21 protein-coding genes are annotated in these 21,517 nt (G+C 73.2%); 9 read left to right on the forward strand and 12 right to left on the reverse strand.

Features of this window, described 5'->3' with window-relative positions:
* Positions 1 to 394: 394 nt before the first annotated feature.
* Complete coding sequence (locus AC0VX6_RS14540) at positions 395 to 2,080, forward strand: ABC-F family ATP-binding cassette domain-containing protein (RefSeq protein WP_475469192.1); 1,686 nt, start codon at positions 395 to 397, stop codon at positions 2,078 to 2,080.
* Positions 2,081 to 2,165: 85 nt separating this feature from the next.
* Here AC0VX6_RS14540 and AC0VX6_RS14545 read toward each other — a convergent pair whose 3' ends face one another.
* A complete protein-coding gene (locus AC0VX6_RS14545) occupies positions 2,166 to 2,411 on the reverse strand; it encodes a DUF397 domain-containing protein (protein ID WP_274973239.1) in 246 nt (81 codons plus the stop codon).
* A complete protein-coding gene (locus AC0VX6_RS14550) occupies positions 2,408 to 3,277 on the reverse strand; it encodes a helix-turn-helix domain-containing protein (RefSeq protein ID WP_475469194.1) in 870 nt (289 codons plus the stop codon). Before AC0VX6_RS14550 ends, AC0VX6_RS14545 begins: the two co-directional genes overlap by 4 nt.
* Before the next feature lie 194 nt (positions 3,278 to 3,471).
* Between AC0VX6_RS14550 and AC0VX6_RS14555 the strand changes: the two genes are divergently transcribed.
* A complete protein-coding gene (locus tag AC0VX6_RS14555) occupies positions 3,472 to 3,717 on the forward strand; it encodes a hypothetical protein (RefSeq protein ID WP_248770538.1) in 246 nt (81 codons plus the stop codon).
* A gap of 159 nt (positions 3,718 to 3,876) precedes the next feature.
* Entirely contained in the window at positions 3,877 to 4,434 is a 558-nt protein-coding gene (locus tag AC0VX6_RS14560) for a hypothetical protein (RefSeq protein ID WP_475469196.1), read from the forward strand.
* A gap of 95 nt (positions 4,435 to 4,529) precedes the next feature.
* On the opposite strand, the gene AC0VX6_RS14565 is transcribed toward AC0VX6_RS14560, so the two are convergent.
* A complete protein-coding gene (locus AC0VX6_RS14565; protein WP_274973243.1) occupies positions 4,530 to 4,940 on the reverse strand; it encodes a DUF2000 domain-containing protein in 411 nt (136 codons plus the stop codon).
* 107 nt (positions 4,941 to 5,047) lie between these two features.
* On the opposite strand from AC0VX6_RS14565, the gene AC0VX6_RS14570 reads away from it, so the two are divergent.
* Positions 5,048 to 5,512 carry an Lrp/AsnC family transcriptional regulator gene (locus AC0VX6_RS14570; protein WP_274973244.1) on the forward strand — a complete coding sequence of 155 codons (465 nt, stop codon included), beginning with the start codon at positions 5,048 to 5,050 and terminating at the stop codon, positions 5,510 to 5,512.
* A gap of 76 nt (positions 5,513 to 5,588) precedes the next feature.
* Entirely contained in the window at positions 5,589 to 5,762 is a 174-nt protein-coding gene (locus AC0VX6_RS14575) for a glycine zipper domain-containing protein (protein ID WP_475469198.1), read from the forward strand.
* 84 nt (positions 5,763 to 5,846) lie between these two features.
* Here the strand turns inward: AC0VX6_RS14575 and AC0VX6_RS14580 are convergent, their stop codons facing one another.
* Positions 5,847 to 6,509 carry a hypothetical protein gene (locus AC0VX6_RS14580; RefSeq protein WP_475469200.1) on the reverse strand — a complete coding sequence of 221 codons (663 nt, stop codon included), beginning with the start codon at positions 6,507 to 6,509 and terminating at the stop codon, positions 5,847 to 5,849.
* A gap of 229 nt (positions 6,510 to 6,738) precedes the next feature.
* Between AC0VX6_RS14580 and AC0VX6_RS14585 the strand changes: the two genes are divergently transcribed.
* Entirely contained in the window at positions 6,739 to 7,746 is a 1,008-nt protein-coding gene (locus AC0VX6_RS14585) for a MerR family transcriptional regulator (protein WP_274973247.1), read from the forward strand.
* Between the two features lie 40 nt (positions 7,747 to 7,786).
* On the opposite strand, the gene AC0VX6_RS14590 is transcribed toward AC0VX6_RS14585, so the two are convergent.
* Positions 7,787 to 8,389 (reverse strand): SDR family NAD(P)-dependent oxidoreductase, encoded by a 603-nt coding sequence (locus AC0VX6_RS14590; RefSeq protein ID WP_475469202.1) that lies wholly within the window; start codon positions 8,387 to 8,389, stop codon positions 7,787 to 7,789.
* A gap of 365 nt (positions 8,390 to 8,754) precedes the next feature.
* Positions 8,755 to 9,624, reverse strand: coding sequence for an NmrA family NAD(P)-binding protein (locus AC0VX6_RS14595; protein ID WP_475469204.1), 870 nt, complete (start codon positions 9,622 to 9,624; stop codon positions 8,755 to 8,757).
* A gap of 388 nt (positions 9,625 to 10,012) precedes the next feature.
* Between AC0VX6_RS14595 and AC0VX6_RS14600 the strand changes: the two genes are divergently transcribed.
* From AC0VX6_RS14600 to AC0VX6_RS14610, 3 genes are read left to right on the forward strand one after another with little or no spacing between them, the layout of a single operon-like run.
* Positions 10,013 to 11,398 carry an MFS transporter gene (locus AC0VX6_RS14600; RefSeq protein WP_475469205.1) on the forward strand — a complete coding sequence of 462 codons (1,386 nt, stop codon included), beginning with the start codon at positions 10,013 to 10,015 and terminating at the stop codon, positions 11,396 to 11,398.
* The gene (locus AC0VX6_RS14605; RefSeq protein WP_475469206.1) at positions 11,395 to 13,491 is read left to right on the forward strand and encodes a molybdopterin oxidoreductase family protein; all 2,097 of its coding nucleotides are present in this window, start codon (positions 11,395 to 11,397) and stop codon (positions 13,489 to 13,491) included. The genes AC0VX6_RS14600 and AC0VX6_RS14605 overlap by 4 nt, the downstream gene beginning before the upstream one ends.
* The gene (locus AC0VX6_RS14610) at positions 13,488 to 14,939 is read left to right on the forward strand and encodes an FAD-dependent oxidoreductase (RefSeq protein WP_475469208.1); all 1,452 of its coding nucleotides are present in this window, start codon (positions 13,488 to 13,490) and stop codon (positions 14,937 to 14,939) included. The genes AC0VX6_RS14605 and AC0VX6_RS14610 overlap by 4 nt, the downstream gene beginning before the upstream one ends.
* 166 nt (positions 14,940 to 15,105) lie before the next feature.
* Here the strand turns inward: AC0VX6_RS14610 and AC0VX6_RS14615 are convergent, their stop codons facing one another.
* The 6 genes from AC0VX6_RS14615 to AC0VX6_RS14640 all read right to left on the reverse strand — a co-directional run bounded on the left by AC0VX6_RS14615 (position 15,106) and on the right by AC0VX6_RS14640 (position 21,384).
* Positions 15,106 to 15,669 (reverse strand): DinB family protein, encoded by a 564-nt coding sequence (locus AC0VX6_RS14615; protein WP_475469209.1) that lies wholly within the window; start codon positions 15,667 to 15,669, stop codon positions 15,106 to 15,108.
* A gap of 129 nt (positions 15,670 to 15,798) precedes the next feature.
* The gene (locus AC0VX6_RS14620) at positions 15,799 to 16,281 is read right to left on the reverse strand and encodes an anthrone oxygenase family protein (protein ID WP_274973254.1); all 483 of its coding nucleotides are present in this window, start codon (positions 16,279 to 16,281) and stop codon (positions 15,799 to 15,801) included.
* 321 nt (positions 16,282 to 16,602) lie between these two features.
* Positions 16,603 to 17,772: a PP2C family protein-serine/threonine phosphatase gene (locus AC0VX6_RS14625; RefSeq protein WP_475469211.1), complete on the reverse strand. Its 1,170-nt coding sequence runs from the start codon at positions 17,770 to 17,772 to the stop codon at positions 16,603 to 16,605.
* A 195-nt stretch (positions 17,773 to 17,967) separates the two neighbouring features.
* A complete protein-coding gene (locus AC0VX6_RS14630) occupies positions 17,968 to 19,449 on the reverse strand; it encodes an MFS transporter (RefSeq protein WP_475469212.1) in 1,482 nt (493 codons plus the stop codon).
* Positions 19,450 to 19,674: 225 nt separating this feature from the next.
* A complete protein-coding gene (locus AC0VX6_RS14635) occupies positions 19,675 to 20,316 on the reverse strand; it encodes a DsbA family oxidoreductase (RefSeq protein WP_274973257.1) in 642 nt (213 codons plus the stop codon).
* A gap of 123 nt (positions 20,317 to 20,439) precedes the next feature.
* Complete coding sequence (locus tag AC0VX6_RS14640) at positions 20,440 to 21,384, reverse strand: ADP-ribosylglycohydrolase family protein (protein ID WP_274973258.1); 945 nt, start codon at positions 21,382 to 21,384, stop codon at positions 20,440 to 20,442.
* Positions 21,385 to 21,517: the final 133 nt, after the last annotated feature.

Below are 21,517 nucleotides of genomic sequence, written 5' to 3' on the forward strand. Positions count from 1 at the left end.
ACGCTTTGCCCGCCTTTGGCGTTCCAGGAAGGCCAAGGCGCGAGACGAAGAGGAAGGGGGAGCCCGGCCCGGGGCCGGGGGGTGGGTCCTGGGCGCCGCGCGTTCCGCACTGCCATGGCGGCTCCGACGGCGCTGCCCGTGAGCACCATGTCAGGGGCACGGGGCGGGCGGCCCGCGATAAATCCTTTCCGCCCACGCGGACCCGTTTGTTACGGTTGCCGTATGCATCTGCCGCTGTACCTCTGATCCGAGCCCGAGCGCCCGCCCCGCCTCCACGCGGCCGCGGGCGCCCGACGTGAGCACCGACCCGCTTCCCGGGTCTTTTCCGTCAGCTCGAAGAGCTCCCGCACACCCCGCCGCCACCGCGCCGGGCGGAGCTCTGTTCGGAGGAACAGTGACCACCCTCAACCCCGAACTCGTGCTGCCCGCCGGTGAGCGGGCGCAACTGACCGCGAACGGCGTCCACATCGACCGCGGCGGCCGCACGGTCCTCTCCGGCGTCGACATGACCGTCACACCGCGATCCCGCTGGGGTGTCGTGGGCGAGAACGGCCGCGGCAAGTCCACGCTGCTGCACATCCTCGCCGGCGCGCTCGAACCCGACTCCGGGAGCGTGCGGCGCATCGGCACCCTCGGCGTCGCCGAACAGGAGATGCGGGCGACCGGCGGCCGTACCGTCGGGGACCTGATCGACGTCGAACTCGCCGACGCCCGCGCGGCCCTGGCCGCGCTCGACGCCAGCGCCGAGGGACTGGCCGCGGGCGATCCCCTGGCCGCCGAGGAGTACGCCGCGGCCCTGAACGCCGCCGAGGTGCTGGACGCCTGGGACGCCGACCGGCGCGTCGACCTCGCCCTGGAGAACCTGGGCGCCGTCACCGACCGCTCCCGGCCGCTGGCGGAGCTGTCGGTGGGCCAGCGCTACCGCGTCCGGCTGGCCTGCCTGCTGGGCGCCTCGCACGACTTCCTGCTGCTGGACGAGCCCACGAACCACCTCGACGCCGCCGGGCTCGACTTCCTGGCCGCCCAACTGCGCGGGCACGGCAACGGCGTGGTGCTCGTCAGCCACGACCGAGCCCTGCTCTCGGACGTGGTCACGACGGTGCTCGACCTCGACCCGAGCCCCGACGGCGGGCCCCGCGTCTACGGCGGCGGGTTCGCCGGGTACCAGGAGGGGCGGCGCGCCGAACGCGAACGCTGGGCCGCCGAGTACGAACAGCAGCGGGCCGAGCACGCCCGACTCACCCAGGACCTGTCCGAGGCGCAGAACCGGCTGGTCAGCGGCTGGCGTCCGGACAAGGGCACCGGCAAGCACCGACGGGCGACCCGCGCGCCCGGGCTCGTGCGCTCCGTCCACCGTCGGCGCGACGACCTGGAGGCGCACGCGGTCACCATGCCGCCGCCCCCGCTGCGGTTCCGGATGCCGGAGCTGGCGGCACTGCCCGGCGTGACCCTGGTCAGGGCCGAGGAGGTCACCGTCGCGGGGAGGCTGGAGCAGCCGGTCACCCTGTCCCTCGACTCCGGTTCGCGGCTGGTGGTCACCGGGGCCAACGGGGCGGGCAAGTCGACGCTGCTGTCAGCGCTCGCCGGGCGGATCGGACCGACCGGCGGCGGTGTGCGCACCGCGCGCACCGCACGGGTGCGGCTGCTGACGCAGGAGTCGCCCCAGGCGGGGACGCGTCGTGCTCGGGAGGTTTTCAACGCCCACCTGGGACGCCTCGTGAGCGGGGGAGTTGTGCGGGAGAGCGAGACGGTCTCGCTGAGTTCTCTGGGGCTGCTCTCGTCGGCGGACGTGAACAAGCCGTTGCGTGAGCTGTCCATGGGGCAGCAGCGCAGGCTCGACCTGGCGCTCGCGCTGGCGTCCCGGCCGCATGTGCTGCTGTTGGACGAGCCGACGAACCACCTCTCGATCGCTCTCGTGGACGAGCTGACCGAGGCCCTCGGCGCCACCGGGGCGGCGGTGGTGCTCGCCACCCACGACCGCCAGCTCCAGCGCGACGTCGCCTCGTGGGACCGGCTGACGCTGGCCCCGGGGGCGTCCGCGTCCCGGCTGGTCGGTCAGTCGGCCGCACACGGCGGCTGACCCCGCCGGGTGATGTGATGCGGAGGGTCCGGCGGGGTTTCGCCGGGCCCTTCACAGCAGATCGGCCGGGGGGTGAGGGCGTTGCCTACTGGTGGAAGTCGAACTCTCCGGAGCGGACGCCCTGGGTGAAGGCCTCCCATTCGGCGCGGGTGTAGATGATCGCGGCGCCGTCGGGGAAGTGGCTGTGGCGGACCGCGACCCGCCCCGAACCGTCGTTGAGGGGACCGGCCTCGACGCAGTTTCCACCCCGGTCAGCGCTGAAGCTGCTGATGTGCCAGGCGACACCTTCCAGCTCTTCGGAGGTGGGGTGCTGCGTCGTATTCTCGGTCACTTCAGTTCCTCGCTGAGCGTGGTGATGAACGCGGCCGATTCCTCGGCGCTGAGGGAGGCTTCCCACAGCTGATCGTACATTTCCACCATTGGGTCGCAGTCTGGAGTTTCGACGTAGAGGGCACCTCTCGGTGTCTCCACGTAGCCGACCTCGGGGTAGGGGTCCTCCATCCGGTAGATGGCGAACGAACCGGTGCTGAGAGCCGTGTGGATGCCAGCGTTGTAAGTGATCACCCGGATGTCCACGTGGTCCTGCTCAGCCATCGTGTCGAGTTCTCGAAACTGTGCCCGCATCATCCGTGCGGACCCTACCCGGCGACGTAGAACAGACTCGTCCAGCACCACACGCAGCGATGGGGGATTCTCGCGGCGAAGCAGCCCCTGCCGTGCTATCCGCAGTTCAACCCATCGTTCCATCTGTTCCTCAGACGCCTCGGGGTTGGCGGTTGCCATGATTTCGCGAGCGTATGCCTCGGTCTGGAGGATGCCCGGAATCACCGTGCTCTGGAAGAGCCAGTGCTCTACGGCCATCTCCTCCAGCCATACGAAGTCGATGAGCCAGTCCACGACATCGTTGGTGTAGCCCTCCCACCAACCGGTCTGCCATACGCTCTCGCTGAGCTTGAGCAGGTTGTCGCGCTCGCGCTGCTCACTGACGCCGTAGAGGTCGAGCAGGGCCAGGACGTCCGGACGGCGAATCGGATAGACACCCGTCTCGAACCGGCTGACCGTTCCGTTCGCGCGCTGCATGAACTCGGCAACGTACTCCAGTGTGAAGCCGTGCTCCTCGCGCAGCTCCCGCAGGCGCTTGCCCAGCCACTGGCCGCGAAGCGTCACCTTCTTCGTCCGCTTGACCTTGGGCGGCATGCGCCCTCCTCCGCTGCACAGAAAACTTTTATACAGAGTTGTGTGATTACTTTGCGCATGCAACCATAGCAGAAGGTGAGATGGCCATCACACCCGCAGAGGGAAGGGTGGGCTGTCACGCTTCAAACACAGGCGGCCCGGGCGAGAGAGCTACCAACTACACCGCCCGGGCCTGGAACCAGAGGACGGCGCGTATGAACGCGAACAACCCCTTCGATCCGGCTCCTGTCTACCAGACCCCTGTCTCCGAGGACCGCCCGCGCGCGTTCTACGTCGACATGTGGGACGAGGACACCGACGAGCTCGTGCACGCCTACTTCGGCGTCTTCCACCCGACCGGCGGGGGACTGGCCCGCCCGATCGAGGGTTCGGGCATCCACTCCTTCGGCGACGTCGAACGCTTCGCTGGCCGGTTCGGCGGCGTCGTCACCTGGTGCTGATCCCGCTCTGAGGCAGGGGCCGCCCGAGCCCGCCAGGGGTTTGGACGGCCCCCGCCCGGTCGCCACCTGGTCTGAGCCGGGCCGGGTCAGGGACGGGGAAAGACGAGGGCAGGGAAAACTCCTAGCACCCGACGGTTCGACCGGATTAGCGTGCGGGGCATGACATCCACCCGCGACGGCTGGCGCACCCCGGAACTGGCCGAGACGATGCGCCTCATCCGCGCGGAGACCGACCGCGCCTGGGCCGAGGCGTGCGCGGAGTGGAAGGCCCAGCCGGGCGGCGACGCCGAACGCGACCTGGCCGAACTCGTGCTCTCCGACCCCGGCCAGTTCGCCTGGCGGGTGGTGGACGCGGCCATGGACCGCCTGGTGTGCCCCGAGTGCGGGCGGGCCCTGGGGTCGGGTGAGCTGGACTGCGGGCCCTGCGACCTGGCCGACGGACACCGCTACCTGGCCCGGGAGCCCGACCGCCCGAACGTTCCCCCGGGCAACGAGCACGCGGTCCGGGTCGGCTCGGTGGTCGTGCGCCAGTGGTACCGCTACCCGGCAAGGGCGGTGTGCGGCTGGGAACTGGGCCTGCCCGAGATCCACCGGGGCTTTCTGCCGACCGGGGCGCAGGCGCGGGCGGCCAAGGCCCGGATCAACCGCCTCACCGAGCAGCAGGTACGCACCGTGTCCTCCTACCGGGAGTTGGAGGAACTCACCGGGGGCGTGTGACCGGCACGGCGCGTGCACGGCGCGTGCTCCTCCCCGCCGGGGCGGCGGGGCGCCGATCCCCCGATCCGCGCCCCGTCCCAGCCCGTCCACCGACGTCAGCGCATCAGCGCCAGCTTGCCGGTGAGCTTGTTGACGGCGTTGCGCGCCCCGAAGACGGCCACCCCCACGTACTCCACGTCCTGCGGTTCGGTGGCCGCGAGGGCGTCCAGGTACTCGACGTAGTCGCGGGAGCGGCGGGCCACCTCGTTGAAGCCCACCACCGTCAGGTCGCGCTCGTCGGCCCCGGCCTTGAGCTGGCGCAGCTGCTCCGCCGAGGCCACCAGGGTCGGTACCGGGTGCGGGTTGAGCCCGGCGTGCAGGCCGCCGCCCGCGTCCTTGCCGTCGGCGGCCAGCGAGTTCTCCATCCGCCCGCCCAGCGCCAGGCCCAGCACCACCCCCGCGTTGGCGGCGAGCGCGGGCTCCAGGCCCCCGCGCAGCACGACGACGATCTTGGTGGACATCCCCATGGTTACCCCGTTCATATGTCTTGTGAACGGTGCAGAACCTAGTCATACGGTCGCACCCATGGTTGCGGGACCGAACACTATTCGACCGAGGGGCTACCGTGGGGGCCATGGACGAACTTGATTCGGCGATCGTGCGCGAACTCCAGCAGGACGCGCGGCAGACCAACCGCGCCCTCGCGCACAAGCTCGGCGTGGCGCCCTCCACCTGCCTGGAACGCGTGCGCCTGCTGCACCGGCGCGGGGTCATCCGGGGCTACCACGCCGACATCGACCCGGCCGCGCTCAACCGGGAGGTGGAGGCCTTCGTGTCGGTGCAGCTGCGCCCGCCCAGCCGTCAGGTCATCGAGGGTTTCAAGGGCGCGATGTTCGCCCTGCCCGAGGTGCTGGCGGTCTACGTCGTGGCGGGGGAGCAGGACTTCCTGGTGCACGTGTCCGTGCCCTCCCTGGACGCGCTGCACAGCTTCCTCATCGACCGGCTCACCCAGCGCCGCGAGGTGGCCAGCTTCCGCAGCCAGATCATCTACGACAGCGCCCGCAAGCACGTCGCCGCGGCCTTGGAGCCGCCGCAGTGAGCCGGAGTCCCCTCGCGGGGAACCGTGGACGGCACCCCCGCGTCCAAGAACCGACACGCGGCTACAAAGGGGACACATGAACAAGGACAAGAACAACCACCTCGCACTGGGGCTGGCGCTCGGCGTCTGCTTCGGCACCTCCTTCGGCCTGCTCATGGACAACCTGGCGCTCGGTGTGGCGATGGGCCTGTCCATGGGCGTCGTCTTCGGTGTGGCCGCCGACAAGAAGACCACCGACAAGGGCGAATAGCCGTCGCCGGAGGCCGTGTGTCCGGTCCCTGTTCGGGCCTCCACGCCCCCGGCGGCGGTGATCCCCCGGCCGGTCGGACCTTCCTCACCCCTGGGCCGCGGAGTCCAGCAGCCAGTTGTAGCGCAGGCGCAGCGCGCGCTCCGCGCTGGCCGCCGCAGCGCCCAGACCGAGCGCGGTGTTGAGCCACACGGGCAGGTCAACGGGCGAGGTGAACGTCCCGAAGCGCTCGGCCACGGGCGGCAGCTCGAAGGCCACCTCGACGAGCTGGGGGACGAGCAGCGCAGCGGGCACGACGAGCAGGAGCAGCGAGAGGACCCCGATCCAGCGGCTCAGCACGGGGTGCTCGCGCTCCAGGCGCGCGCGGCGCCCCTCGCCGGAGCGCGGGTCCGGAACGAGCTGGTGCTCGCTCCCCTCGTCGGTGACGTAGTGGCAGCGCCGCAGGCCGAAGGCCGTCGCCGCCACCTCGATCACCCCGCCCCGCACGGGGAAGACGGCGGGGAGCCTCGACTCGGCGTGGTGCCTGCCGTCGCGGTACAGGTCGGCCCTGCCCTTGCCGTCCTCGGAGAAGAACCGCTGCGTGTGGTTGACGTGGACGGCGTAGACCGTCCGCCGACCGTCGGCGTCGCCAAGCGCGAGGTAGAACAGGGCGCGGGAGGTCAGCTGCCACCAGCGGAAGGGCTTCAGAGCACGCCCGTTCCCCGGCCCGACCCGCCGCACGGCCCGACGCCGACGCCGTTCCTCGAACATCTCGGGCTCCCTGTCGCCTCGTGGATCGCCGTTCCCTGATTCGAACCTAGACCGGAGCAAGCCCGTGACGGAGTGTCATGGATCATGTGTTGCCTGTGCGGTCCGCACGGGTCGGGCATGACAGATGTCATGCGGCGGGGGAGCGCGACCGCGTCGGCCCGCGCCCCGTACGAACCCGTGCGTCCACCGGCTTGCATCTCAAGCTGCTTGAGGTACCACAGTGGCTCCCATGCACGACCACGAGCTGTACCCCATCGGAGACGCCGCGCGCCGCAGCGGCCTGAGCGTCAGCGCCGTCCGCTTCTACGCCGACGCCGGAGTCGTCGAGCCCGCGCGCCTGACCGACGCGGGCCACCGCCTCTACGACATCGACACCATCGCCCGCCTGGAACTCGTCCGCACCCTGCGCGAGTTGGACACCGACCTGGAGGAGATCCGCCGACTGCTCGCGGGCGGCACGACCCTGCACGACCTGCTCACCACCCACCTGGAGGTGGTCGAGCGCCAGGAGCGCACCCTGCGGGCCAGGAGAGCGGTGCTGCGGACCCTGATCAGGCAGGGCGCCACGACCGCGCGGGCCGACCTGATGCACAAGCTCGTCTCGATGACCGACGAGGAGCGCGAGCAGGTCATCGACGACTTCTGGAACGACGTCGGCGAGGGCTTGGACGTCCCCGAGGGCTTCGTCGACCGGCTGCGCGAGATGCGCCCGGTCCTGCCCGCGGACCCCACGGCCGCCCAACTGGAGGCGTGGATCGAACTGGCCGACCTGGTGCGGGACCCGGAGTTTTGCGAGGAGGTCCGCACCTACCTGCGCGACACCTACTCCACGGACGTGGGCCGGAGCATCGCCAGCCCGCGGTTCCAGGACTTCATGTACGGGAGCGGGACCGCGCTCATGAAGGAGGTCCTGGCCGCGCACCACGAAGGCGAGTCACCCCGCTCCCCCCGGACCCAGAAGGCCATCACGCGCTTCATGGAGGAGGCCGCGGGAGTGTCCGACACCCCGCTCACCCCCGAGGGCCGCGACCGGATGGCCGAGGCGTTCCGGCAGATCCCCGATATCGAGCGCCAGATCGCCGAGGAGGACGCCGCCTCCGAGGACCCCGTCTACGACGACACCCACGGCCGGTACCTGACCCTGGTGGCGGCGGTCAATGGGACTCCGCCAGAGGAGGACACTCTGCCCTACTCCTGGATCGCCGACGCCATGCGCGCCACGGCCCCCGGCTCCTGAGCACCGCACCGCCCCGGGCGCCGCGCCTGGGGCGGTGTCCTCACGCGTCGGCGTTCACGCGTATGCCGCGCGCCGCCAGGTCCAGCGCGGTGGACCTGGTGACCGCCTCCAGCGCCGCCTTGGACGTGCCGTAGCCGGTCTGGCCGGGAAAGGCCCGTGCGGCGTCGGTCGTGACGTTGACGACGCACAACGGCTCCCTTCCCCTGCGCAGCCGCGCCGCCTCGGCGATGAGGACGGCGGGGGCGATGGCGTTCAGCCGGTAGTGGCGTTCCAGGGACGCGTGGGTCAGCGTGTCGACGGTGTCGGGCGTCTCGCAGTGGGCGGCGTTGTTGACCAGGACGTTGACCGGGCCCGCCCGGTCCGCGACCTCACGCGCCAGCCGGACCGCTCCGTCCGGCTCGGACAGGTCGGCGCTGACGGCGAAGGAGCCGTTGCCGAGTTCCTCCGCGAGCGCGGCCGCCGCCTCCGCCGCGGGAGTGATGTGCGCCCGGGCGGTACCCGCGGGCGAGGGCGGGTCCCGGTCGAGGTGGTGGATCGCCACGCGTGCCCCCTGGGCGGCGAAGGCGCGGCTGATCGCCGCACCGATGTTGCCGGATCCTCCGGTGACCAGGACGGTCTGGTCGGCCAGGCCGGTGTCGATCATGATTTCTCCTCCGTGGTTGTTCCGTCGGCCGGACTCGTAAGGCGGGCGCGAGCGCCCGCCCCGCGAGCGGGAGGGCCGCGGACGGGAGGGGAGGCGCACCACGGACGAGGCGGCTGGGACGAACGGACGAGGCGGCGGGGACGATGCGCGCGAAACCGGGGGGTGCAGAAGGAGCACGGGCGTCCTGGGCTGGAGGAAGGGTTACACCCCACGGGGCCGTATGCCGCGCACATGGGGACCGGAACTCTCAGGAACGCATGTGGGCATCGTACACACACCGGTGTCCTCTCCACGAACCGTTGTGCACTGGACCGACCGCTCCGATGCGGGCCCGGCCCGACGGCGCCGTCACCGCGCCCACGGGGTCAGAGCAGGGGCCGCAGCTCGTCCTGGCACCAGGCGGCCAGGGTGGTCGGCGTCGTGGTCGCCGCGGTACGGGGCTGCTCTGGGGTGAAGCCCTCCCGCAACCCGGTGGACATGCCCATGACCGCCTCGACGGAGCCGGGCCCCAGACCCGCGCCCGCGAGCACCCCGCGCATGCGCTCGTCGGGAACACGTTCGGCGCGCACACGGCGCCCCGTCACCTCGGAGACCACGGCCGCGACCCGCTCCCAGCTCAGGTCGGCGGGGCCGTGCACGGCCCGCACGGTCCGGCCCGCCAGGTCGGGGTTGAGCAGCAGGCCCACCGCCGTGTCGGCGATGTCGCGCGGCGCCACCCACGGCATCGGACGGTCCACGGGCAGCACCACCGAGACGGTGCCCGACCGGAGGGCGTCCAGTTCCATCAGCAGATTGGTGAAGAAGAAGCCGCACCGCAGGTGTGCCACGGTCGCTCCGGTCCCCTCCAGTAACTGCTCGGTGCGGGCCAGCCCGTCGATCTCCCCGGCCCCGCCGCGCTTCTCCGCGCCGACGCTGCTCTGGAAGACGACCCGGGGGATCCCGTTGGCGGTGACGGCGCGGGCGGCGTGCGCGCCCATCCGGGCGTGTTCGGCGACCGGGTCCTCGGCCGGGACCGGCGGGCTCACCCAGTACAGCGCGTCCACGCCCGCGGTCGCGGCCAGGACCGCGTCCGGGTCGCGCTGGTCCACGGCCACCGGGTCGACCCAGTCGGCCAGCGCCGGGTCCAACCGGGCCGGATCGCGCAGCAGCACGCGCGGGCGCACGCCCGCGCGGACCAGGCCGCCCACCACGTGGCGGCCGACGTTGCCGGTGGGTGTGGTCACGGCGATACGCATGACGGACTCCTCGTGCTCGACACCAGTGCCCCCACGCTAGGGAGGAAAGCGGTCGGTTTCCGGCCACAACCCGCGCTTTCCGTTCCCTCGACGGCACGGATATCCGGTACCTTCCCAGGGCGGCGCCTGCCCACGGCGGTCCGCCGCACCCGGGAGCCCCGGCGCGGGAACGCCACCGGCGGTGATTCGCGCCACAACGGACACCGGGGAGCCCGCCGCGCCGAGAACGCCCCCACCACCTCCCACCAGGCGGGACAGGGCTTCTCACCGCGGCCGCGCCCTCCGGGTGAGCCGACTGTTTCCCGCGTGTTACGGCTGGACACCTCCAGGCAACGCGGGCTCCCTACCTTCGGTTTCGTCAGCAGCCGTCAAGCAGGAAGGCACGGCCGTGGCCTCTGAGACTGGCCCGCGCGCACCGCGCACCGGTAAGAGCTGGATCTCCGCCTGGGACCCCGAGGACGAAGGGTTCTGGAACGGCGGCGGACGACGCGTGGCCCGCCGCAACCTGTGGGCCTCCATCGCCTCCGAGCACATCGGCTTCTCGGTGTGGAGCATCTGGTCGGTACTCGTGCTCTTCATGATCCCCGAGCACGGCTTCTCCACCACCCCCGAGCAGAAGTTCCTGCTCCTGTCGGTGGTCACCCTGGTCGGCGCGATCCTGCGCGTGCCCTACACCCTGGCCGTGCCCGCCCTCGGCGGACGCAACTGGACGGTCATCTCCACCCTGACCCTGGCCGTGCCCACCGTCGCCGCCTTCTTCCTGGTCCGCGACCCCGACACCCCCTTCTGGCTGCTGCTGGTCCTGGCCGCCACCGCGGGCGTGGGCGGCGGCAACTTCTCCTCCTCCATGGCCAACATCAACTCCTACTTCCCCGAACGGGAGAAGGGGTGGGCGCTGGGCCTGAACGCGGGCGGCGGCAACATCGGCGTGGCCACCGTGCAACTCGTGGGCCTGGCCGTCATCGCCCTGTTCACCACCTCCGCCGGGTACCTGGTCCCGCTGTTCTACGCGCCGCTGATCCTGCTGGCCGCCTGGTGGTCGTACCGGTCCATGAACAACCTGGTCCACGTGCGCAACGACGTCTCCGCGCAACTGTCGGCCGTCCGCGACCGCCACTTCTGGATCATGTCGCTGCTGTACGTGGGCACCTTCGGCTCCTTCATCGGCACCGGGTTCGCCTTCGGCCTGCTGCTGCAGTCCCAGTTCGGGCTGGCGCCCGTGCAGTCCGCCGCCATCGCCGTGCTCGGCCCGGTCATCGGCTCCCTGATCCGCCCCGTGGGCGGCAGAATGGCCGACTCCCTGGGCGGGGCCCGCGTCACCCTGTGGGTCTTCCTGGCCATGGCCGCCTGCGCCGCCGTCCTGGTGGTCTCCGTCCAGGCCGCCCAACTGGCCCTGTTCATCGGCGCGTTCGCGGTGATGTTCGTCCTCACCGGCCTGGGCAACGGCTCCACCTACAAGATGATCCCCTCGCTGTACGCCGCCCGCGCCGAGGACGCCATCGCCGCCGGGGAACCCCGGGAACAGGCCCTGGCCCGCACCAAGCGCGTGGCCTCCTCCGTGCTCGGCCTCATCGGCGCCGTCGGCGCCCTGGGCGGGGTGGGCGTCAACATCGCCTTCCGCGAGTCCTTCGCCGCCACCGGATCCACCGCCCCGGCCTTCGTCGTCTTCGGCGCCTTCTACCTGGCGTGCGCCGCCGTCACCTGGGCCGTCTACCTGCGCCGCCCCGCCGCCTCCCCGGCCGGCGCCGCCAGCGTGGAGAGCGCCAACCGATGACCACCACGCACTGCCCCTACTGCGCGCTCCAGTGCGCCATGCACCTGGAGCCCGGCCCCGACGGGCGCCTGGCCGCCCGCCCCGCGCCCTTTCCCACCAACCGCGGCGGACTGTGCCGCAAGGGGTGGACCTCCGCCGAGGTCCTCACCGTCCCCGACCGGCTCACCCGCCCCCTGGTGCGCAAGGACCGCGGCGCCGACCTGGTCGAGACCGACTGGGACACCGCCCTGGACCACGTCGCCGAACGCCTGCTGGCCCTGCGCGCCGAGTCCGGACCCGACACCGTCGCGGTCTTCGGCAGCGGCGGCCTGACCAACGAGAAGTCCTACACCCTGGGCAAGTTCGCCCGCCTGGCCCTTGGCACCTCCCAGATCGACTACAACGGCCGGTTCTGCATGTCCTCGGCCGCCGCCGGGGGCACACGGGCCTTCGGCCTGGACCGCGGGATGCCCTTCCCGCTGACCGACGTCGGCGAGGCCGAGGCCGTCCTGCTGGCCGGGGCCAACCCGGCCGAGACCATGCCGCCGATGATGGGCCACCTGTCCTCGCCCACCCTCATCGTCATCGACCCCCGCCGCTCGGCCACCGCCCAGGTCGCGCTCTCGGGCGGCGGCATCCATTTGGCCCCCCGCCCCGGCACCGACCTGGCCCTGGCCCTGGGGCTGCTGCACGCCGCCCGCGTCCAGGGCTGGTGCGACGAGGAGTACCTCGCCGAGCGCACCACCGGGTTCGAGTCCGCCTGGGAGCACGCCGCCGCCTGGTGGCCCGAGCGCACCGAACAGGTCACCGGCGTCCCGGCCGCCCGCATCCGCGCCGCCGCCGACCTTCTGGGCCGGGCCGCCCGCAACCGCTCCGCCTACGTCCTGACCGGACGCGGCGCCGAACAGCACGCCAAGGGCACCGACACCGTCTCGGCCTGGATCAACCTGGCCCTGGCGCTGGGCCTGCCCGGCCGCCGGGGCTCGGGGTACGGGTGCATCACCGGCCAGGGCAACGGCCAGGGCGGGCGCGAACACGGCCAGAAGGCCGACCAGCTCCCCGGCTACCGCAAAATCGACGACCCCGCCGCCCGCGCCCACGTGGCCGGGGTGTGGGGCGTGGACCCCGACACCCTGCCCGGCCCGGGCCGCTCGGCCTTCGAACTCCTCGACGCCCTGGGCAGCGGCGGCGGACCGCGCGCCATGCTGCTGTTCGGATCCAACCCCGTCGTCTCGGCCCCCGACACCGCGCGCGTGCGCGCCCGCCTGGCCTCCCTGGACCTGCTCGTGGCCGCCGACTTCGTGCTCTCCGAGACCGCCGCCATGGCCGACGTCGTGCTGCCCGTGGCCCAGTGGGCCGAGGAGAGCGGCACCATGACCAACCTGGAGGGGCGCGTCCTGCGCCGGGCCCGGGCCGCCGCCCCGCCCGAGGGGGTGCGCACCGACCTGGAGGTGCTCTCCGCGCTGGCGGTGCGCCTGGGCCAGCCCGCCGACCGCTTCCCCACCGACCCCGACGCCGTCCTGGCCGAACTGGGCCGGGCCTCGGACGGCGGAGCCGCCGACTACTCCGGCGTCACCCCCGAACGGCTGGCCTCGGGCGAGGCCCTGCACTGGCCCGTGCGCGCACAGGAGCCGCCCACGCCCCGCCTGTTCCTGGACGCCTTCGCCCACCCCGACGGGCGCGCCCGCCTCGTCCCGGTCGCCCACCGGCCGCCCGCCGAGGACACCGACGCCGACTACCCCCTCGTGGCGACCACCGGACGGCTGATGGGTCACTACCAGTCCGGCGCCCAGACCCGCCGCGTCAACGAACTGGACCGGGCCGAACCGGAGGCGTATGTGGAGGTGCACCCCGACACCGCCGCGCGCGCCGGTCTCGCCGCGGGCGACTGGGCCCGCGTCACCTCCCGGCGCGGCCACACGCGCGCCCGGGTGCGGCTGGCGCCCGCCGCCCGCCTGGACACGGTGTTCCTGCCCTTCCACTACGCGGGCGCCCAGTCCGCCAACAACCTGACGAACCCGGCGTTGGACCCCACCAGCCGCATGCCCGAGTTCAAGGTGAGCGCGGTGCGGCTGGAACCCGAGGACACGCACACACCAGGAGGCAGCAGTTGAGCACCGTGCAGGGCGCGTCCCCGCGCCAGATCGTGGTCGTGGGCAACGGGATGGTCGGTGCCCGCTTCGCCGAGGAGACCGCACGCCTGGACCCGACCGGAGAACGGGTCCACGTGAGCGTGGTCGGCACCGAGCACCACCCCGCCTACAACCGGGTCCTGCTCTCGGGCGTGGTCGCCGGGGACTACACCCCCGAACAGATCCGCCTGCCCGTCCCCGACACCCCTGGCGTCACCGTGCGCACCGGCGCCACCGCCACCGCCCTGGACACCGAGCGGCGCACCCTCACTCTGGACGACGGCAGCACACTGGGCTACGACGAACTCGTCCTGGCCACCGGAGCGCGCGCCTCCTTCCCCCCGGTCACCGGCGTGGCCGGGCCCGACGGTGCCCCCGGCGACGGGGTGACGGCCCTGCGCGACCTGGACGACTGCCAGAGGCTGCTCGCCCTGGCCCGCCCGGGCGCCCCCGTGGTGGTCCTGGGCGGGGGCGTGCTGGGCCTGGAGGCCGCCCGCGGCCTGGTCGGACGCGGCATGCGCGTGTCGGTGGTGGAGTCCTCGCCCTGGATCATGCGCCGCCAGATCGACCAGCCCGCCGCGCGCATCCTGGCCGAACGCTACGCCGCGCTGGGCGTGACCGTGCACTCCTGGCGGGTGGCCGCCCGCTGGGTTCCGGGCACCGGCCTGGAGCTGGACGACGGCCGAGTGCTGCCCGGCGACGCCCTGGTGGTCACCGCCGGGGTGCGAGGCAACATCGAACTGGCCAAGGACGCCGGGATCGAGGTCGAGCACGGCGTCATCGTGGACGACCGCCTGGCGACCTCCGACGCCCGCGTGCACGCCATCGGCGACTGCGCCCAGCACCCCGGCGGCGGCGCCGGACTCATCCAGCCCGGCTGGGAGCAGGCCGCCGTCCTGGCCCGGCGCCTGACCGGCGCCGCGCCGCACGCCCTCTACTCCGGAGCCAGGCCGCTGACCCGGCTCAAGGCGGAGGGGATCGAGCTGACCGCGTTCGGGCGGGTGCACGAGGAGGACGCCGACGACCTGGAGACGGTGACCATCAGCGACCCCTACGGCGGCCGCTACGCCAAGCTGTCCGTGCGTGAGGAGAAGGTGATGGGCGCGGTGCTGCTGGGCTTCCCCGAGGCCGCCGCGACCCTGGCCCAGCTCTACGACACGGGCGCCCCGGTGCCCGCCGACCGCCTGGCGCTGCTCCAGGGGCTGCCGACCGCCGCCGCGGAGGAGGCCGACGGCGCGGCCGCCGACGCGCTGGTGTGCCGGTGCAACGCCGTCAGCCGCACCGAGATCGAACAGGCCTGGCTGGACGGGGCGCGCACCCGCGAGGCCATCGCCGACCGGACCCGGGCCACGACGGGTTGCGGGGGGTGCGTGCGGGACGTGCGTGCGCTGCTGTCGGGGATGCAGGGCCAGGCCACCGCCGGGGTCTGACCCCGGAGGGAACAACGGCCCCGCCCCCAGGGGCCCGACCGGACGGCTCGTCCGCCCCGGGGGGCGGGCGCGCGTGTCCCGCCCGTCACAGGGCCGGGCGGAGCGTCCGGCCCCGGGGGGCGGGAGGGGAGGGCCGGGTCCTCGCCGCGCCGGAGCCGGGAGCCGGCTACTGGCCCCGGCGGCCGTCCAGGCGCTCGCGCAGAAGGTCGGCGTGCCCGTTGTGGCGGGCGTACTCCTCCACCATGGGCACCAGAACCTGACGCAGGTCCCACACCCGGTCGTTGTGGGGGTCGGTCCAGGTGGAGCTCTCCAGGTCGGGGGCGCGGGCCACGAACGCGTCGGTGCGGGCGCACTCGGACCGCCACGTCGCCCAGGCCTCCTCCACCACGGCCGGATCGGCCACCGCCCCGTCGAAGTCCCCGTCGGGTTCGCTCGCGCTGGCGTAGTGCAGGGGCGCCTGCTCGCGGCCGCGGCCGCCCAGGCGGCACCGGAACCAGGCCCGCTCCACCTCCGACATGTGCCGCACCAGCCCCAGCAGGGACATGGTGGAGGGCGGCACCGAACGGCGGGCCAGCGCGTCGGCGTCCAGACCCGAGCACTTCAGCTCCAGGGTCGTGCGCTGCAGGTGCAGGAACCCGACCAGCACGGCGCGTTCGCCGACGGGGCGGGGGCGGCCCTCGCGGGGGTCCTCGTCCGGGGCCAGGAACATGTCCGCGCGCTGTGTGCTCATAGGCGCGAGCATCATCCACGCGCCGCCGGTGCGCAACGGGTTTTTCCCGCCCCGCCCGGCGGCCGCCGGGGCTTCGGGGGCTCCGGCGGGGCGGGGGCAGGGACTTGTGCTGGCGGGTGTACGCCGGGGTCAGCGCAGCGCGAGGACCGTGCACAGGAGCGCGACCAGGGAGGTCAGGGTGCGCACGTTGTTCCAGCGCACCCACACCGGCTCGAAGGCGGCGCGCACGGCAGCCGGGTCCGCGATCCGCTCGGCCGGGCCCTGCCGGTCCAGGACGTTGTTGCGCGGGACGTTGACCGCGAAGGTGGACACCAGGGCCGCCACCAGGCAGAGCAGCGCCGCCCCCGACCATACGGCGGAGGCGGTCGCGCCGACACTGGCGTAGAGCACCACGCAGGCCAGCACCGCCACCGGGGCGCCGATGAAGACCACGGCGAAGAACGGGTTGAGGATGGCGACGTTGACCCCCTGCATCACCTCGATCATCGCCCGGTCCCCGGACCTGCGCAGACCCGGCATCACCGCGATCGAGAACGCGAAGAACAACCCGGCGAACAGACCGGTCGCCACCACGGCGAACACCGGAACGACCACGTGCACCATCTCCGCCACGCCACACCCCGGATTCTGTTGTCCTGCCCGCGTGTTATGGGCGGATTCTACGTGCCGCGCGGAGCGTCCAGGGCGCTCTCATCCCTTGCGTAGCGAGCGGCACCACCAGCCCACCAGCCCGTCCCGCGCACTCGCTGTGCCAGGCGTCCCACCCGCCCTTCGGGCGACTCCCCGCACACCACCCCCAAGGGCCACACGTCGCCCGGACGCCGCACACCGCTTCACCGCACCGACCCGGTCGACACCCGCCGCGGGTGTGTGGAGGGGGCTGTTCATCGCTGCCCCCGCGACCGGGACCGTGCTCGCGCCGAAAGCTCCGGGTCAGCCGTGCCACTCGCAGAAGAGCACCGTGGCGTCGTCGCCGAACCTGCCGTGGTGGTACTCCAGCACCGCGTGCACCAGGCGCCGCAGCGTCTCGGGAACCGGCATGTTGTCGGCCTGGTGGCGGATGACGAAGTCCACGAACCGCTCCACGCCGAACTCGCGCCCCTGGGAGTCGCGCGCCTCGATGATGCCGTCGGTGTACAGCAGCAGCCGGTCGCCGGGTTCGAGCTGTTCGCGGCACACCGTCACCGGCAGCCCCAGGTCCATCCCCAGCGGGTGGGAGGGCTCGCACTCCAGGTCGCGGACCTCCTCGCCCCGGATGAGCACCGGCGGCAGGTGCCCGCAGTTGACCCAGTACAGCTCCCCGGTGGCCATGTTCAGCTCGGCCAGGATCGCGGTGGCGAAGCGGGTGCGCACGAACTCCTGGATCAGGGTGTTCTCCACCCCCTGGCAGACGTCGGCCAGCGGGGTGCCCTTGCGGCGCTCGTTGCGAAAGGCCCCCACGGCCAGGTTCGCGATGAGCCCGGCGGCGGTGTCGTGGCCCATGGCGTCGAACATCGCCAGGTGGGCGATCTCCCCGTCCAGGGCGTAGTCGAAGGAGTCCCCGGCGTTGTCGTAGGCCGGTTCGGTAGCGGCCGAGATCGTCACCCGCGAGTCGGCGAAGGTGCCCGGCGGCATGAGCGTCCACTGCATCTCCGCCGAGACCGACATGGGCTTGGTGCGGATCAGCCGGGCGTAGGCGTCGCTGTTGGAGCGCTTGGCGATGACCAGCAACGCCACCATGGAGGCCAGGTCGCGCATCGCCGAGCGGTCGGGGTCGCCCGCGTAGCTCACGTGCAGCACGCCCAGGCGCTCGGCGCCGTCCAGGACCGGCACCCAGTAGCGCTGTTCGTCCTCCATCCGCACGGCCACGCCCGTGACGTAGGCCTGACCGGCCGGTGAGTCGTCCACCAGCAGGTCCTCACCGCCCCGGTGGGCGTCGATGCCCTCTCCCGTGACCTCGCGCAGGACCTGCTGCTGGTGGTCGGCCAGATAGATGCGCGCCTGGGAGAGCCCGGCGCCGTCGGCCTTCTTGGCCACGAGTGCGGGCAGCTCCTCGAAGGTGGCCAGGTGTCCGGCCCGCACGAGGGAGACCATCAGCTCGTTGGACGCGTGTTGCACCGACATGGCAGCACCCCGGAATCCGGCACGACAGCCGTTCGTCTCACGAATCCCTACCCGCCGTGCCATCTTTCGACCAGAAAATACATCTTCGCACGTGAGAGCCCGACCGAACAGGTCACGACCCCACCGAAACCTCCCTCGCGGCGCACGGTCCGAAACCGCTTCCCCCGTCGGAAGGGGCGCTGACCCCGCGCCCGCTCACCGGTCGGCGGTGCGTTCCGCGCGCTCCCGCGCCGGCTGTTCCTCCACCGCGCGGGCGTCCGGCGCGTGGGGGACGGCGTCCGCGAGGGCGAGTTCGGGGGACGTGCGCTCCGCGGGCCGCGGACGACCTTCGGCGGGGCCGGCCGCCTCCCGTACCCGCGGGCCGTCGAGTGAGCGGAACACCGGGGCGACCAGGGCGGCGGCCGCCGTGACGCCCGCCAGCACGGCGAGGACGGCTCCGGCCACGGGCAGCCCGGCCGCGGTGGCCACCGCCGCGAGCGGGGCACTGGTGAGGGCGGGCGCGGCGAGCATGACCGTGTTCTGCGCCCCCAGGACCCGGCCGCGCATGTGGTCCGGGGTGGCCTCGACGGTCAGGACGCCGAGCACCGCCGAGGCCGGTGCGAAGGTCAGCCCGACCAGTGCCGCGGCGCCCAGCACCAGCCACGGGGAGGCCATGGTGCCGACCGCGCCGAACCCGACCAGGGTGCCGCTCATGCCGAGGACGAACCAGCTGCGGCGGCGGACCCGCCCGGCGGTGGCGGCGTAGAGCGCGGATCCGGCGATGCTGCCCGCCGCGAGCGCGCTCAGCGTCAGCCCGGTGAGTCCGGGAAGCCCCTGACCGGTGAAGTAGGCGGGCATGAGGGTGGTCTGCAGCGAACTCAGGACGGCGACGAGCACCGCGCTGATCAGGGTGGTGCCGAGCAGGAGCCGGGTGCGGCCCAGGAAGCGCCACCCGTCCAGCAGGTCGGTCACCGCCCGGCGCACCGGGCCGCCGACGGCGGCCGCACCGGAGGCGTCGGCGGCCCCGGCCGGGTCGGGGCGCCGCCGGACGACCCGACCGGCCCGCGGGTCCAGCAGCAGGGTCATGGCCGCGGCGAGCAGGCTCGTGGCGGCGGTCACCAGCAGCAGCGCCGAGGACAGCCCCAGCAGACCCACGAGCAGCCCGCCCAGGCCGGGACCGGCCAGCAGCAGGACGTTGCCCATGGTCTCGCGGGTGGCGATCATCCGGTCCAGCCTCCCCGGCCCTGCGGCCGCCGACCGCCCGCGCCGACCGCCTCGCCCGCCCGGCCGGTCGACTCCGAGCCGGGCCAGGGCGGGCAGCAGCGTCTCCTGAGCCGTCATCCCGGGCACGCGGATCACCGCCCCCACGACGCCCAGGGCCAGGAACCAGCCCATGTTCAGGCCCCACAGGGCGTCGACGACCGGCAGCGCCGCCACCGACAGGGCGGCGAGCAGGTCCGAGACCACCGAGACCCAGCGGCGGTCGATCCGGTCCACGATCAGACCGCAGACGAGCCCGGCCAGAGCGGAGGCCGCCGTGGACGCGGTCGCGAGTACGCCCGCCGCCAGGACGTCGCCGGTGCGGTCCAGGACGAGCAGCGGCATCACGACGCTGGCGATGCCCTTGCCCAACAGGGACAGCCCGTACGAGGCGAAGTAGACCGTGGCGCTGCGGCGCATGACCGTCTGGCCTCCCATCGGTGTTCGGGTCGGGTGGTGCCGTTCCCCCGCCCCGGCCCGTGCCGGGAACGCGGGGTGAACCGTGTCCCAGCAAAAACCGTGCCGTCGCGGCACACTCAAGTCCCCGGTCCTGTGGCGTGGGCCACTTCGCCGGGGAGGAGCCGACCGGACCGGACGCACGAAGAGGGCCCGCGCCCGGTGTGAACCCGGACGCGGGCCCTGGTCGGGACCGCGACGCGCCGTCTACCCCTGGCCGGCCTGGTGGGCCTTGTCCAGGGCGGACAGCACCACCTCCACCGACTGGGCCCCCGAGATGCCGACGGCGCGGTCCATGACGAAGAAGGGCACCCCGGTCGCACCCAGCCGGCGGGCCAGGGCGATGTCCTCGCGCACGTCCTCGGCGTGCTCCTCACCCTCCAGCACCCGCCGCACCTCCTGGGCCTCCAGCCCGGCCTCGGCCGCCACCTCCACCAGGACGGCGGCGTCGCTGAGGTCGCGGGCCTCCACCAGCTGGGCGCGCATGAACCGCTCCTGCGCCTGCGCCTCCAGGCCGCGGGTCCGGGCCAGGTGGATCAGACGGTGGACGTCGAAGGTGTTGACCATGACCCCGCCCGCGAAGTCGTAGTCCAGGCCCTCCTGGGCGGCCACCCGCGTGACCTGCTCGGTCATCGACCGCACCTGCTCGCGGGGCGCCCCCATCTTGCGCGAGAGCGAGTCGTAGACCGGCTCGCTCACACCCGGCGGGAAGGAGGGGTCCAGCTGGAAGCTGCGCCAGCGCACCCGGACCCGGTCGGCGTGATCGAACAGCTCCAGCGCCCTCTCCAGGCGCCGCTTGCCGATGTAGCACCACGGACAGACGACGTCGGACCACACCTCGACCTGCACAGGCCCACCCCCCACTCACCCACACGTTCCCAGGCGCGTTTGCCGCTCCGGCTCCGAGCCACCCTAGCCGGGACCCGGTACCGGTAGCTGTGCCCGGCCCCCGCCGCCCCACGGCACGTCCCCCTAACCGCCGAGGCCCTCCTCGTCCGCCAGCGCCCAACCGGGCAGCTCCTCGGTGCGCTCGGCCCACGCGGCGGGAACCCGCCCCCCGGGCAGCCCCGCGCCCAGGATCCCCGCCACGATCGCGCAGGTGGTGTCCATGTCCCCGCCCGCAGCGACCGCCGCCCACATCGCCGGGGCGAAACCCCCACCGCCCGCACGCGCCCCCGACACGACCCCGCCGTGCCGGGCCGCCACCCACAGCGCGAACGGCACCGTGTCCAACGCGCTGACCCGGGAGCCGTTGCCCAAATCGGCGGCCGCCACCAGCGGGTCGGCGCTCACCAGCAGCCCGCGGGCGGCGCCCACCGCCTCGCGCACCCGCCCCGGCCGCAGACCCTCGACCACCCCGTCCAGGAAGGGCCCGGGCCCCACCGGCTCGCGCCGTGCCGCCAGCGCGGCGGCCACCGCCACCGCGACCGCGCCGTCCACCGCCTCGGGGTGGGTGTGGGTCACCCGCGCGCTCACCGCCGCCTCCCGGGCTGCCCGGCCCGGATCGTCGGCGTACCAGGCGCCCAGCGGAGCCACCCGCATCGCCGCCCCGTTACCGAAGGAACCCGACCCTTCGAACAGCTCCGCGGCCAGCGTCCGCCAGTCGCCGCCCTCACGCACCCGGCCCAGCAGCCGCCCGGTGGCGGCGCCGTAACCGCGGTCGGCGTCGTGGTGGCGGGCGAAGGAACCCGCCAGCCGGTCGGGGTCCACCCCCTCGCCGCGCACCGCCTCCGCGTGCACCGACGCCGCCATCTCGGTGTCGTCGCTCCACCGCCACGGCCCCGGCGGCAACTCCCGCCCCTCCACCAAGCGCCGGTTGGCCGCGGCGAAGAACTGGGAGCCGAAGGCGTCGCCCACGGCCAGGGCGGACAGGCAGGACAGGGCGCGCGCGGGGCGCGGGGCGGCGAACGTGTGCATCGGTGCCCATCCTGACCGGCCGGGGGGCCGCTGTCCACGCCCCGCCCCCGACACCGGGCCCGCGGTGTGACCAACCCCCCAGACGCGGCCCGCCCGGCACCCACCCTGGCGCTTCACCCCGCATCACTCACCC

This window comes from Nocardiopsis sp. iso_25, from assembly GCF_056173305.1.

What these genes read in the sequence shown, in the direction of transcription:
- AC0VX6_RS14550 (WP_475469194.1), bottom strand. Translation starts at nt 3,277, where the DNA reads ATGCCGCCCAAGGTCAAGCGGACGAAGAAGGTGACGCTTCGCGGCCAG.
- AC0VX6_RS14555 (WP_248770538.1), top strand. Translation starts at nt 3,472, where the DNA reads ATGAACGCGAACAACCCCTTCGATCCGGCTCCTGTCTACCAGACCCCT.
- AC0VX6_RS14560 (WP_475469196.1), top strand. Translation starts at nt 3,877, where the DNA reads ATGACATCCACCCGCGACGGCTGGCGCACCCCGGAACTGGCCGAGACG.
- AC0VX6_RS14565 (WP_274973243.1), bottom strand. Translation starts at nt 4,940, where the DNA reads ATGGGGATGTCCACCAAGATCGTCGTCGTGCTGCGCGGGGGCCTGGAG.
- AC0VX6_RS14570 (WP_274973244.1), top strand. Translation starts at nt 5,048, where the DNA reads ATGGACGAACTTGATTCGGCGATCGTGCGCGAACTCCAGCAGGACGCG.
- AC0VX6_RS14575 (WP_475469198.1), top strand. Translation starts at nt 5,589, where the DNA reads ATGAACAAGGACAAGAACAACCACCTCGCACTGGGGCTGGCGCTCGGC.
- AC0VX6_RS14580 (WP_475469200.1), bottom strand. Translation starts at nt 6,509, where the DNA reads ATGTTCGAGGAACGGCGTCGGCGTCGGGCCGTGCGGCGGGTCGGGCCG.
- AC0VX6_RS14585 (WP_274973247.1), top strand. Translation starts at nt 6,739, where the DNA reads ATGCACGACCACGAGCTGTACCCCATCGGAGACGCCGCGCGCCGCAGC.
- AC0VX6_RS14590 (WP_475469202.1), bottom strand. Translation starts at nt 8,389, where the DNA reads ATGATCGACACCGGCCTGGCCGACCAGACCGTCCTGGTCACCGGAGGA.
- AC0VX6_RS14595 (WP_475469204.1), bottom strand. Translation starts at nt 9,624, where the DNA reads ATGCGTATCGCCGTGACCACACCCACCGGCAACGTCGGCCGCCACGTG.
- AC0VX6_RS14605 (WP_475469206.1), top strand. Translation starts at nt 11,395, where the DNA reads ATGACCACCACGCACTGCCCCTACTGCGCGCTCCAGTGCGCCATGCAC.
- AC0VX6_RS14615 (WP_475469209.1), bottom strand. Translation starts at nt 15,669, where the DNA reads ATGAGCACACAGCGCGCGGACATGTTCCTGGCCCCGGACGAGGACCCC.
- AC0VX6_RS14625 (WP_475469211.1), bottom strand. Translation starts at nt 17,772, where the DNA reads ATGTCGGTGCAACACGCGTCCAACGAGCTGATGGTCTCCCTCGTGCGG.
- AC0VX6_RS14630 (WP_475469212.1), bottom strand. Translation starts at nt 19,449, where the DNA reads ATGGGAGGCCAGACGGTCATGCGCCGCAGCGCCACGGTCTACTTCGCC.
- AC0VX6_RS14640 (WP_274973258.1), bottom strand. Translation starts at nt 21,384, where the DNA reads ATGCACACGTTCGCCGCCCCGCGCCCCGCGCGCGCCCTGTCCTGCCTG.